Source organism: Paenibacillus sp. BIC5C1 (assembly GCF_032399705.1).
In the GTDB taxonomy this organism is placed as follows: Bacteria; Bacillota; Bacilli; order Paenibacillales; family Paenibacillaceae; genus Paenibacillus; species Paenibacillus taichungensis_A.
The window spans coordinates 5,132,352-5,144,564 of record NZ_CP135922.1; the positions used below are offsets into that span (position 1 = coordinate 5,132,352).

Here is a 12,213-nt window from a genome sequence, read left to right on the forward strand (position 1 = left end):
ATTGGGTGACCGCTACGATGATAGTTTCAATCGCTGTTATTCCTATGGATCGGGCTTTCAATCCCTGTTACGTCGTTGTACAGATGAATCTCAAATTTCACACTTGCCACTGCAATGACAGAACAATCTTCCGATCGCTGTTGACTTCAGAATTCCGTTAGCCTGTCATGGTTGTCCTTATTTACTCATAGGATGGGAATAAGGATACGCACGGAAGGAATGATGTTAACTCATGTTTAGAGATGTTGTGCTGCCCCTGTTGTACGGGCTTCTTATCTTTTTTGGCGGGATGAAGCTGATGGAAACAGCCTTGCAGCGGATGGCGGGGCCCATGCTGGCTGGATGGTTGGGCCGGGCTACCTCTGCTCCCTGGAAAGGCATGGCTTTCAGCGCGGGCGCTACTGCCCTGCTGCAAAGCAGTACTGCCGTCACCGTATTAACCATTGGGCTGGCGAACACCAGATTAATTACCTACGGACGCACACTTGGCATTATTCTCGGCACCAACATCGGGACGTGCCTGACCACCGAGCTGGTCGGACTGCAGATCGGACGGTTTTCCCTGCCTCTGCTTGCCTTCTCTCTGACAGGCTGGGCCGTCTTTGTTGTGCTTGGCGAACGAAATCAGTTCGCTCCTGAACGCACACGCCGGACGCTATTTACCATGCAATACAGCTTTCTCGCTTCAGCCGGATTTGCCCTAGTCATGACAGGTATTCAAGTGATGCAATCCATTGCCGTCCCCCTGCGAAGTATGGGTGTTTTCCAGTGGTTTCTGGATCGCTCAGCCGACAGCTTATGGTGGGGCTTTCTGGCTGGTGCCTGTCTGACGGCGCTCATTCATAGCAGCGCAGCCGTCATCAGCATGGCCATTACGCTTGCAGCCACAGGTGTACTGCCTGTGGAGATCGGCATCGCTATTGTGATCGGGTCGAACGTGGGGACCTGTATCACCGCCGTGATTGCTGCGGCAGGCGGAGCATCCGCAGGCAAATTTGTCGCAGCCTCCCATGTTGTACTAAACATTGCGGGAGCGCTGCTATTTATGCCGCTGATCGGCCAGCTGCATGCAGTTTCGGCCTGGCTGTCAGCGGATAACGGGGCACAGATTGCGCATGCCCAGACCCTTTTTAACGTCACCAGTTCACTGCTTGCCTTGCCATTTTGCTACTTGCCGATTTGGCACAAAAAACCACCGGTCTCCACCCCAGTAGCGAAGTCACCCGTGGCTTGATGCTCAAAACGCTCTCAACAAACAGTAGCGATACGTCACTCAATAGAAAATAGCTATACGTTAATGCCTAATTTGTTCAGCGCCACACGTAAAATATCATCGTTATTATCGTATCCACTTTGCAGCTGTCTGGACCAAGCTTCTTCCGGAGCGTACCAATCCACACCTTTGATTTCTTCAATCTGAGGCTGCAGATCGCCGCTTTCCGCTTCAACAAGATAATAATGAACTTCCTTATCCACCGGTCCAAACTCAGCATGCTGATACGTATAGGCAATGATATCGACGGGTTCTACAATTCGGCCGACCATGCCTGTCTCTTCCAGAATTTCACGCAATGCGGTCTGTTCCACCGTTTCTCCATCTTCCATTTTGCCCTTGGCGAGGGTCGTTTTGCCGTAGCGATCTACAATCAGTTGAATTTGAAGTTTTCCGTCTTCTCCCGTGCGGTAGACGACTCCGCCTGCCGAAATTTCTTTTCTGTTCATGTTGCTCTCCCCCATTACGTGGAATTGTCTTTATCTTTTTTTTGGAAAAAGAAGGACCTCATCTCCACGGGTACGCTCCCCAAGGAAATGAAATCCTTGTTTCTGACGCCTCGATTACATCGCTGCGGACTTGAGATTTTCTTCCAACACACGAACCAGTGTAGCCTGACTTTCATTCACACCCGCCTCGGTTACTTTGACACGGCATACTTTGCCGACCATATCCATGGAACCATCAAAGACCAGCTGAATGTAATTGTCACTGTAACCGTGCAGTTTACCACTGCCTTCACGGCCCTTGGCTTCACCTTCAGGAATGACATCCAGTACTTGCCCCACAAATTGCTTGGCGTATGCCAGCTGCATTTGCTCGGATAGATCAATCAGTTCATGCACGCGTGCATTTTTAACTTCCTCATCCACCTGATCCTCCATACGCGCTGCCGGTGTTCCGGTCCGCTTGGAATATGGGAATACGTGCATTTCGGAAAAACCGATTTTCTTCATCAGTTCGTAGCCGTTACGGAACATCTCATCCGTCTCACCCGGGAACCCAACAATAACGTCGGTTGTAATCGCTACATCCGGCATCGCTTCCCGAATGCGAAGCATTTTATTGTAGAACTCTTCGGTCGTATATTTACGACGCATGCGTTTCAGTACGGTATCATCGCCCGCTTGCAGCGGAATATGGAAGTGGCGCACAAGTTTGTCTGAACGTTTGATCACATCCAGCATCCGATCATCAATCTGACTGGCTTCAATCGAACTGATCCGAATACGCTCCAGGCCCTCTACTTTATCCAAGTCCCACAGCAGGTCCGTCAGATCGTAATTCTCCATGTCATCCCCGTATCCACCAGTATGAATGCCTGTCAGAACAATTTCCTTATATCCGGCGTGCACGAGTTGATGAGCCTGTTGAATGATGCTATTTGCTTCCCGACTACGGGAAAGTCCACGCGACCACGGAATAATGCAGAACGTACAGAAATTATTGCAGCCATCCTGAATTTTGAGAAACGCACGGGTACGATCGGCAAAATCCGGTACGTCCATCTCTTCAAATACCCGCGTTTTCATGATGTTGCGCACTGCATTGACGGGCTGACGAGATTCCTGAATTTCATTGACATATGGCAAAATTTTGTCCCGATCCTGTGTACCGATAACTAGATCCACGCCAGGGATGTCCAAAATCTCTGCTGGAGAAGTTTGCGCATAACAGCCTGTAACGGCTACAATTGCTTCCGGGTTGCGCCGTATGGCACGACGGATAATCTGGCGGCTCTTTTTGTCGCCGGTATTGGTTACTGTACAAGTATTAATCAAATATACATCTGCTGTCTGTTCATCGAAGTCTACCTGATCGTATCCTTCGTTTTTGAACAATTGCCAAATCGCCTCTGTATCATAAAAATTAACTTTGCAGCCTAAGGTGTAAAACGCCACGGATGGCATAATTACATTCCCCCCATTTCTCCGGATTCATATAAGACACAAGTTAGCGCCGCCATTCCAGCTGTCTCGGCCCGCAAGATGCGTTTGCCCAGTCCAACGGATACAGCACCCGCCTGATCGGCTTCAATCGTTTCCCTCTCCGAGAATCCGCCCTCAGGTCCAACAACGATCAACACTTCTGCACTCGCACCAGGTGCAAGCTGCTCCACAAACGGCTTCAAAGCGTCTCTTAACTGCTTGCCGTTTTCCTTTTCATAACAATAACATACCAGACTGTAACCCTCAAAAGAAGATAGCAGCCCTTTCCAGGAAAGTGGCTGCTCGACGGATGGAATGCGGTTTCGATGGCTTTGTTCAGCGGCTTCCTTCGCGATTTTCCGCCACCGCTCCAACCGTTTGCCTTCTTTCTTGGCATCATATTGTACAATCGTACGCTCAGACAAGAAAGGAACAAATGAAACTGCTCCGATCTCTGTACATCTTTGGATGACCGTCTCCATCTTATCGCCTTTTGGCAAGCTTTGAGCCACGGTTACACGTATCCGTGCTTCATGGTCCATTTCGAGGGGTTCCACAATATTCGCTGTTACTTGCTGGGCTTCGATGCTTTCAATCTCCACCAAAGCTTCTTTGGAGTTTCCGTCACTGACAATCAGTTTATCTCCAGGTTTACCACGCATTACTTTGCCGATATGGCGCGCATCATCACCCGTGATGACCACGGAATGTTCATTAAACTGTTCTGCAGATACAAAATAACGCTGCATTAGTCTATCCACCCATTCTATCCTGTTATGACTGGAATTCACCCCGCCTGATGGCAGGGCGTGAATCCAATCGCCACAGATGATCATACAACTTTTATGTCCTTCTGACCAGTATTTCAGTCCCATACACTATACGCTTCTAACGATATAAACCGATGATTAGCCTTGCCAGATCCAGATACATATTCTGGGCAAATTGATATAAAGGTTGAATCGTCGCATTTTGCAATGGAGGAATAACAAGGATCAACAGGAAAATAAATATGGACCATTGCTCTACCCCTTGCAGTTTGCGGCTGATTGAAGGCGGCAGAATATCCTCCAGAATTCGATATCCGTCCAATGGAGGCAACGGAATAAGATTAAAGAGAAAAAGGAAAAAGTTCGTCAGATTAAATATGGAGAAAAACATGGAGATTGCCGTAAGCAACCTTTCATTCTCAATGCCACCCAATGCCCCCGAACCAACCAGGGACGCATAGATGATCGTACCGATGATCGCAAGCAGCAAGTTACTCACAGGCCCTGCTACAGATACAATGACACCCATTAATCTCGGTTTGTCGAAGTTCGCCCGATTTACTGGAACAGGACGTGCCCAACCAAAACCGGCAATAAGGAGCAGCAACACACCAAACAAGTCAAAATGCACAACCGGATTGAGTGTAACCCTACCCAACAGCTTGGCTGTTGGATCGCCGAATTTGTTGGCAAAATAGGCATGAGAAAATTCATGGACCGTAAAAGCAATCAGGATCGCCAACAGGAAAAACGGCAGTTGATCCAGCGGATAACGAAAGAACGAGTTTAAGTCCATCGATTACCTCTTTCTGGCCACAAACGCGATCCAGTCCTCATCGCGATGCACCGAACTTATTTCGAAGCCGGAAGCAACGAGCGCATCATGGACAAGCTGCTCTTTATTTTTCCAGATGCCTGAAGTAATATAAACGCCGCCAGATTCAAGCGCATGATAGACATCATCCACAAACAGCATAATAATTTCGGCCAAAATGTTGGCAACAATAACTTTCACCGGAAGCTTCACGCCCAGCGCAGGGTCCTGACTACCCAGAACAGACAACAGATCACTCTCTTTAACCGTAATTTGTTGTCCCAGGCCATTAAGTTCCACATTTTCCTTGGCACTTGCAACAGCAACCGGATCAAGGTCCAGCGCCAGTACATGTTTTGCACCTAGGTGGACAGCTCCAATGGCCAAAATACCAGAGCCTGTACCTACGTCAATAACTTCCTCGCCACCCTGAATGACCGATTCGAGTGTACGCAGACAAAGTGAAGTGGTTGGATGTGTTCCTGTACCAAACGCCATGCCTGGATCAAGCTCAATAATTTTCTCATTTGGGCTTTCCGGTGTATACTCTTCCCATGTCGGTTTAATGGTTAGACGTTCCGAGACACGTACTGGCTTGAAATATTGTTTCCAGGCGTTAGCCCAGTCATTTTCATCCACTGTCCGAGTCTCAAAACGAACCTCACCCGTCTGGATATCGAATTCGGAAAGTTGCTCAATGCGTGGACTTACTTCAGATTGCAATGCATCCATGTCTGTACCTTCCGAGAAGTATCCTTTAATGACCGCAAAGCCTTCAGGAATATCATTCAATGGAAACTCGTACAACTCGCCATACGTCGTATCCCGTTTTTTATTTAAAGTACCGGACTCTTCAATCGAGACCCCTCCAGCACCCGCTTCATGTAAAAAATTCGAAATCATCTCCACAGCTTCTTCTGTGGTATGTATTGTTAGTTCATGCCATAACATACTTCGTTTTTCCTCCTCATTTTTCAAACATCCCAACCATTGTACTACACAAGCACGCAGGAGTACAAAACGGCAGCAGTAAAAGAAACAACAAAAACAGGATACCCGCAGCCTGACTGCTCGAATACCCTGTTTTAATTATGAATACACTCGATTAACTTGTTAGCAAAAGCGTCCACCATTCTGTGTAATCATCTCTGCAGCTTGCGGGAGAGAGTCACTGGATACGGATACGGTCAGCAAGATTTCTTGCTTGGACCTACCTTCAGAGCCAGCATGCGGATCGTCATAAACTTGTCCACCCGACAACATCTCGGTCTCATCGCTTATAAGGGAAAGTACATTCAGCTCACCACTGAATCCCCCAATCACGGCCATGGTTGAGTTATCAGTGCTCTCATCCGCTCCCGGATTTACTGAAGACGATGAGTCATTCAGACTCTCTATACTCAACTGGTTTGGGTGCAGCAATTCCAGCGCTCTGCGTGCAGATTCAGCCTCGGACCAGCTTGTGAACACTGCTTCGATAATTACTGCAGAGCGATCTTCAGTCATGAATCTCCCGACCCTGACGACGATTGGCAGCTTCACTTCGGCGCAAAGCCTCTATATCTTCATGATCTGCAGCTTCGGCGCTGAATTCCACATCCTCATTTTTGGCGGACTGCATTCGCTTCATCTTTTCCGTTTTCGTCAAAATCTTGCCTGGACGTTCATGTTCTGCCATCGTTATGTTCCTCCTTCAAATTGTATAAGTTCAACTAAGCGTATTTACACTGGCACTCCGATGACAGAACAACCTTCCGATCGCTGTTATCCCCAGATTTTTTTGATTTCCTTTCTTAAAAGGGAAAATCCAGGGATAAAGGCGAACGCTTCGCTTCTCCAGGTTTTTTCTGTCCTCTCCGTTAACGTGTAAATGTTTTAGATGAAACTTATATAGATTTTAAAACTAAATCATACCGCCGGCTTGTTCGATAATGGATAGGGCACGATGATGTACCGCCTCGTCTACGACAACGGTCAGTAATACATCTCTGCCCGTCGGACCCTCTTGTCCGCCATCGCTCATACCGCTTGCAGAAGGATCTGCTGCGGCCATGATACCAGCGCTGGCATTTGTGCCTAGAGCACCTGGTACCCAGGAAGAAAAACTGCCTGATACGCCTGGTGTATAGGATGCTCCACTCGGCCCGACACCCGCATAACGACTGAATCGATTGATCGACAGGTCTTCCACTCGCAATGCCTCCAGTTTTTTGGCTGCCCCTTCCGCTTGCTCCGGGCTATGGAAATAAGCCAAAATATTTTTTTCGGTCATCCGGTTCACCTGCTTCCCTAGTTTCGGCACATCAGTAAACCACTGAATGCTCATGTCTGGTATCTTTCCGCAAGCGTGCCCATTTTATGCAAAAAAGGACACCCCCGCGGAAAAACCGCTGTGGTGTCCTTTTTTAAATTAATGATTAAGACTCAGTCTCCACGGAATGCCCGTTTCACCCGGTCAAAGAAGGATTGCTCATGCTCATGAGTTTGTTCTCCATCCAGCGCAGCGATTTGGCGAAGCAGATCTTTCTGCTCGTCATTCAGCTTGCTAGGCGTAACGACAACAACTTTCACATGCTGATCCCCTTGCCCCATGCCGCGCAGGCGTGGTACGCCTTTTCCTTTAAGACGGAAATAAGTTCCAGTCTGTGTACCGGCAGGGACTTTCAGCTTCACTTTCTCGGACAGCGTTGGGATTTCAATCTCATCTCCCAATGCGGCCTGAGCAAAGGTAAGCGGAATTTCACAATAGATATCATCGCCTTCACGCTCGAAGAAATCATGTGATTTCACACGAATGACAATATACAGATCTCCTGCTGGTCCTCCGCGCAAACCACCTTCACCTTCACCAGTCATACGCAGTTGAGCGCCGTCATCTACACCCGCTGGAATGCGAACATGAATTTTGCGTTGTTTTCGTACTTTACCGCTGCCGCTGCATGTTGTACATTTTTCCTTGATAATTTGTCCAGAACCGTTACAGTTCGAACAAGCACGACGGTTGACCATACGGCCAAACGGTGTATTTTGAACCACTTCCTGTTGACCGCTACCTTGGCAGACAGAACAGGTCTCCGGTTTGGTTCCCGGTTTCGCACCTGAGCCATGACAAGTATCACAGCCTTCGGTACGAGGAATGGTAATGTCGGTTTCCTTACCAAATACTGCTTCCTTGAACTCAATCGTCATGGTGTATTGCAGATCGTTCCCCCGTTGCGGAGCATTCGGATCACGTCGTCCACCGCCACCGCCAAAGAACATATCGAAGATGTCGCCAAAGCCGCCGCCGCCAAAATCGCCACCGCCGCCGAATCCGCCCTGATTTGGATCAATATGACCGTATTGATCATACTGTGCCCGCTTCTGGCCGTCACTGACTACATCATAAGCTTCTTTAACTTCCTTAAACTTGGCTTCCGCGTCAGCAGCCTTGTTTACGTCAGGGTGATACTGACGGGCAAGCTTGCGGTATGCCTTTTTGATTTCCTCGTCGCTGGCATTTTTGCCGACGCCGAGTACCTCATAATAATCACGTTTTTCAGCCACTCTTCCACCCCCATATCATTCACCATATCGCACATCGTGACAAAAGGAAAGCCAAAGCACGGGAGCCCCGGCTATGACTTTCCCTTCGATCCGAACGTCACCGATGATTAATTCACTAAGAATCGTGAATTAATTTTGTTTTTTATCTTCATCCACAACTTCGTAATCAGCGTCTACGACGTTGTCACGTTTTGCAGAACCTTGTTGCTCTTCAGCACCTTGAGCTGCTTGCTCTTGAGCTTGTGCTTGCTCATACAGTTTTACAGACAGTTGTTGAACGATCTCTGTCAGTTCTTCTGTAGCGGCTTTGATGTCTTCCAGATTGTCGGAAGCCAGAACGCCTTGCAGTTTTTCTTTTGCAGCATTCGCTTTTTCAACTTCACCAGCGTCTGCTTTTTCGCCAAGATCTTTAATCGTTTTGTCAACAGAGTAGATCAGTTGATCTGCGCTGTTTTTCGCTTCAACGAGTTCTTTGCGTTTTTTATCTTCTTCCGCATGCAGCTCAGCATCTTTCATCATTTGCTCAACTTCAGCATCGCTCAAACCGCTGGAAGAAGTGATGGTGATTTTTTGAGTTTTGTTTGTACCTTTGTCTGTTGCAGATACATTAACGATACCGTTGGCATCAATATCGAAGCTAACTTCGATTTGCGGAACGCCACGTGGAGCTGGAGGAATATCTCCCAGCATGAAGCGACCGAGGGATTTGTTACCCGCTGCCATCTCGCGCTCCCCTTGCAGAACGTGAATCTCAACGCTAGGTTGGTTGTCCGCATAAGTGGAGAATACTTGGGATTTGCTTGTAGGGATCGTTGTATTGCGCTCGATCATTTTAGTGAATACGCCACCCGCAGTTTCAATACCCAGGGACAATGGAGTTACGTCAAGCAATACAACGTCTTTCACGTCACCTGTCAGTACGCCCGCTTGTACAGCAGCACCCAAAGCTACAACTTCATCCGGGTTAACCCCTTTATGAGGCTCTTTACCTGTCAGTTTTTTGATTGCTTCCTGTACTGCAGGAATACGTGTGGAACCACCAACCAATACGATCTTGTCGATATCGTTAGCTGTCATTCCAGCATCGCTCAATGCACGACGAGTTGGTTCAAGCGTACGCTCAACCAGACCAGCAGAGATTTCTTCAAATTTCGCACGGCTCAGGTTCAACTCCAAATGTTGAGGAACGCCATCAGCCACAGTAATGAACGGCAGGGAAATGGTTGTAGTCAATACGCCGGAAAGTTCTTTTTTCGCTTTTTCCGCTGCATCTTTCAAACGTTGAACCGCTGCTTTATCTTTACTCAAGTCAATACCTTGATCTTTTTTGAACTCACTTACGAGATAATCAATGATTACTTGGTCGAAGTCATCGCCACCCAATTGGTTATCCCCACTAGTTGCTTTAACTTCGAAGAAGCCGTCACCCAGTTCAAGGATGGATACGTCGAATGTACCACCACCCAAGTCATATACGAGAATCGTTTGGTCTTCGGATTTCTCCATACCGTATGCCAAAGCAGCTGCTGTTGGCTCGTTGACGATACGCAGAACTTCCAGACCTGCGATTTTACCTGCATCCTTTGTTGCTTGACGCTGGCTGTCATTGAAGTAGGCTGGTACGGTGATAACCGCTTGAGTTACCGTTTGACCCAGATAAGCTTCAGCATCAGATTTCAGTTTTTGCAGGATGATTGCAGAGATCTCTTGTGCAGAGTAGTCTTTGCTATCGATTGTTTCTTTGTGGGATGTACCCATATGACGTTTGATCGACATGATCGTACGATCCGGATTTGTGATCGCTTGACGTTTAGCCGTTTCACCGACAACGCGTTCTCCATCTTTTTTGAAACCCACTACGGATGGGGTTGTACGTGCGCCTTCCGGATTTGGAATAACGACAGCCTCGCCGCCTTCCATAACCGCTACGCATGAGTTTGTTGTTCCTAAGTCAATACCGATTACTTTGCTCATCGGAAAATTTCCTCCCTCGACAATTTAAATGGATCAGATTGATCCTTATTTGTATTTGTTGTTCCTAATCGTGCTCTATGTGTGTACTAACCTTTATATTAAACTTCGGTGGCATCGTACAATCAAGAGTGAACTCAATTATTCATTCTGTAATAGAAATTTATGAGCTAACTTTGACCATAGCCGGACGAAGTACTTTATCCTTCAACATGTAGCCTTTTTGGACTTCCTCGACAACGGTACCTTCTTCATACTCGTCGCTCTCCACGGACATAATCGCCTGGTGGAATTCAGGATTAAACGGTTGTCCTACCGTATCCATTGACGTCAGACCTTCATTGTTAAGCACAGTCTCCAGTTGACGGAAGATCATTTCGATGCCTTTGGAGAAGGACTCGACTTCCGTACCTTCCGGTACAGTAGCCATGGCACGCTCGAAATTATCAATAACCGGCACCAATTCGGTGACCAGCTTCATCGAAGCGTATTTCGCCAGTTCTTCTTTTTCTTTTTGTGTACGACGACGGAAGTTATCAAAATCAGCTTGCGCACGGACAAAACGTTGTTGATGTTCCTCAGCTTCCGCCTTCAAACGTGCGATCTCATCTTGCTCCTGATCTGTCATCTCTTCCGCCTGTGCTTCTGCAGCTCCGGCTTCGTTGACAGGCTCCTGTTCCGCTGCTGTAGTTGCTTGTTGTTCCTGTTCTTCTGCTGCGAATGATTGCTCCTCTTTCAAGATGTTCACCTCCTTATAAGAATGAAATGCTTCAATTCCCTTATTTGAAGCGATGCGTTAGCATGGCCGTCAAATCACGGGATAATGTATTTAAAATATGAATGACACGTGCGTAATCCATTCGCGTAGGTCCCAAAATTCCGATGGAGCCCAAAGCCTCTCCATCCAATGAATAGGATGCCGTTATCAGGCTGCAATTGGCGAAGGCTTCATGATCATTCTCGGTACCTATTCGCACCTGAATTCCAGATCCACCCTGCACGGGCATCATCAATTTCATGAGTGTTGGTGTCTCATCCAGCAGGTCAAGAATATCTTTTACCTTTTCAATATCTCTAAATTCTGGCTGAGTCAACATATTGGTGGCACCACTAAGGAACAGACGATTGTCATGCTCGTTGTCAAAGGCACTGTTCAGCACCTGCATGACTTCCTCATAACGTGTAATATGCCGTTCCATCTCTTGCCCAAGCTCGGTGTAGAGACGAGACTTTAGTTTGTAAATTGGCACGCCGACCAGCTTGGTGTTTAATAAGCGAACCACATTTTCCATCTCCGCTACCGAAATTTCGGGTGGAATCTGAACCGTCTTGTTCTCCACCTGACCCGTGTTCGTTACGATGATGGCTACAGCCTCGTTTTCATTAAGCGGAAGCAGCTGAAAATGACGAAGTGACGTGTGAAAAACTTCCGGTCCAAGCAGGATCGAAGTATAATTCGTCATATGCGACAAAATGACTGAGGCATGCTGAATAACTTGTTCCATCACGTTCAGCTTTTCTGCGAAAAATGACTTCAGGTCGTCCAGCTCTTGCGGCTCCACCTGATTCCAGGGAACCAAATGATCGACATAATATCGATAGCCTTTGTGCGAAGGTATGCGACCAGCCGATGTATGCGGCTGTTCCAGAAAGCCCATATCTTCAAGGTCCGCCATTTCATTACGGATCGTCGCCGGACTGTATCCAACATCTCCCCTTTTGGAAATGCTCCGGGACCCTACGGGCTCAGCTGAACGGATATAGTCATCCACTATGGCGTTCAGAATCATTCGTTGACGCTCTGTTAACATGGTGAGTATTCCCTCCTTCTGACTGTACTGTCCCATGTCGTTAGCACTCCGGTTAGATGAGTGCTAAGCGGTAATACAAAAATACCAAAATGACGTGAGC

General features: G+C 47.6%; 13 protein-coding genes. 1 reads left to right on the top strand and 12 read right to left on the bottom strand.

Annotation, left to right across the window (positions count from 1 at the left end):
- The first annotated feature begins 232 nt into the window (after positions 1–232).
- A complete protein-coding gene (locus RS891_RS23020; RefSeq protein ID WP_113053808.1) occupies positions 233–1,234 on the top strand; it encodes a Na/Pi cotransporter family protein in 1,002 nt (333 codons plus the stop codon).
- Positions 1,235–1,287: 53 nt separating this feature from the next.
- On the opposite strand, the gene RS891_RS23025 is transcribed toward RS891_RS23020, so the two are convergent.
- The 12 genes from RS891_RS23025 to hrcA all read right to left on the bottom strand — a co-directional run bounded on the left by RS891_RS23025 (position 1,288) and on the right by hrcA (position 12,113).
- A complete protein-coding gene (locus RS891_RS23025) occupies positions 1,288–1,722 on the bottom strand; it encodes an NUDIX hydrolase (RefSeq protein ID WP_113053807.1) in 435 nt (144 codons plus the stop codon).
- 114 nt (positions 1,723–1,836) lie between these two features.
- Positions 1,837–3,183, bottom strand: a complete 1,347-nt coding sequence (gene mtaB, locus RS891_RS23030) for a tRNA (N(6)-L-threonylcarbamoyladenosine(37)-C(2))-methylthiotransferase MtaB (protein ID WP_113053806.1) — start codon at positions 3,181–3,183, stop codon at positions 1,837–1,839.
- Positions 3,184–3,185: 2 nt separating this feature from the next.
- Positions 3,186–3,950 (bottom strand): 16S rRNA (uracil(1498)-N(3))-methyltransferase, encoded by a 765-nt coding sequence (locus RS891_RS23035; protein WP_063567294.1) that lies wholly within the window; start codon positions 3,948–3,950, stop codon positions 3,186–3,188.
- Between the two features lie 139 nt (positions 3,951–4,089).
- Positions 4,090–4,767: a site-2 protease family protein gene (locus RS891_RS23040; RefSeq protein ID WP_076288076.1), complete on the bottom strand. Its 678-nt coding sequence runs from the start codon at positions 4,765–4,767 to the stop codon at positions 4,090–4,092.
- Between the two features lie 3 nt (positions 4,768–4,770).
- Positions 4,771–5,736 (bottom strand): 50S ribosomal protein L11 methyltransferase, encoded by a 966-nt coding sequence (gene prmA, locus RS891_RS23045; RefSeq protein ID WP_113053805.1) that lies wholly within the window; start codon positions 5,734–5,736, stop codon positions 4,771–4,773.
- A 162-nt stretch (positions 5,737–5,898) separates the two neighbouring features.
- Complete coding sequence (locus RS891_RS23050; RefSeq protein WP_315793286.1) at positions 5,899–6,291, bottom strand: hypothetical protein; 393 nt, start codon at positions 6,289–6,291, stop codon at positions 5,899–5,901.
- Positions 6,284–6,463 carry a YfhD family protein gene (locus RS891_RS23055; protein ID WP_113053803.1) on the bottom strand — a complete coding sequence of 60 codons (180 nt, stop codon included), beginning with the start codon at positions 6,461–6,463 and terminating at the stop codon, positions 6,284–6,286. The genes RS891_RS23050 and RS891_RS23055 overlap by 8 nt, the downstream gene beginning before the upstream one ends.
- Positions 6,464–6,688: 225 nt before the next feature.
- Complete coding sequence (locus tag RS891_RS23060) at positions 6,689–7,057, bottom strand: hypothetical protein (protein WP_063567301.1); 369 nt, start codon at positions 7,055–7,057, stop codon at positions 6,689–6,691.
- 152 nt (positions 7,058–7,209) lie between these two features.
- Positions 7,210–8,331, bottom strand: a complete 1,122-nt coding sequence (dnaJ, locus tag RS891_RS23065) for a molecular chaperone DnaJ (protein ID WP_063567290.1) — start codon at positions 8,329–8,331, stop codon at positions 7,210–7,212.
- A gap of 129 nt (positions 8,332–8,460) precedes the next feature.
- Positions 8,461–10,305: a molecular chaperone DnaK gene (gene dnaK, locus RS891_RS23070; RefSeq protein ID WP_113053802.1), complete on the bottom strand. Its 1,845-nt coding sequence runs from the start codon at positions 10,303–10,305 to the stop codon at positions 8,461–8,463.
- Positions 10,306–10,465: 160 nt separating this feature from the next.
- Positions 10,466–11,041 carry a nucleotide exchange factor GrpE gene (gene grpE / locus RS891_RS23075; RefSeq protein ID WP_076288071.1) on the bottom strand — a complete coding sequence of 192 codons (576 nt, stop codon included), beginning with the start codon at positions 11,039–11,041 and terminating at the stop codon, positions 10,466–10,468.
- 40 nt (positions 11,042–11,081) lie between these two features.
- Positions 11,082–12,113 (bottom strand): heat-inducible transcriptional repressor HrcA, encoded by a 1,032-nt coding sequence (gene hrcA / locus RS891_RS23080; protein ID WP_113053801.1) that lies wholly within the window; start codon positions 12,111–12,113, stop codon positions 11,082–11,084.
- Positions 12,114–12,213 lie beyond the last annotated feature (100 nt).

Coding starts and splice junctions, on each gene's coding strand:
- RS891_RS23040 (WP_076288076.1), bottom strand. CDS start 4,767: ATGGACTTAAACTCGTTCTTTCGTTATCCGCTGGATCAACTGCCGTTT.
- RS891_RS23050 (WP_315793286.1), bottom strand. CDS start 6,291: ATGACTGAAGATCGCTCTGCAGTAATTATCGAAGCAGTGTTCACAAGC.
- prmA (WP_113053805.1), bottom strand. CDS start 5,736: ATGTTATGGCATGAACTAACAATACATACCACAGAAGAAGCTGTGGAG.
- mtaB (WP_113053806.1), bottom strand. CDS start 3,183: ATGCCATCCGTGGCGTTTTACACCTTAGGCTGCAAAGTTAATTTTTAT.
- RS891_RS23060 (WP_063567301.1), bottom strand. CDS start 7,057: ATGACCGAAAAAAATATTTTGGCTTATTTCCATAGCCCGGAGCAAGCG.
- RS891_RS23020 (WP_113053808.1), top strand. CDS start 233: ATGTTTAGAGATGTTGTGCTGCCCCTGTTGTACGGGCTTCTTATCTTT.
- RS891_RS23055 (WP_113053803.1), bottom strand. CDS start 6,463: ATGGCAGAACATGAACGTCCAGGCAAGATTTTGACGAAAACGGAAAAG.
- RS891_RS23035 (WP_063567294.1), bottom strand. CDS start 3,950: ATGCAGCGTTATTTTGTATCTGCAGAACAGTTTAATGAACATTCCGTG.
- RS891_RS23025 (WP_113053807.1), bottom strand. CDS start 1,722: ATGAACAGAAAAGAAATTTCGGCAGGCGGAGTCGTCTACCGCACGGGA.
- hrcA (WP_113053801.1), bottom strand. CDS start 12,113: ATGTTAACAGAGCGTCAACGAATGATTCTGAACGCCATAGTGGATGAC.
- dnaK (WP_113053802.1), bottom strand. CDS start 10,305: ATGAGCAAAGTAATCGGTATTGACTTAGGAACAACAAACTCATGCGTA.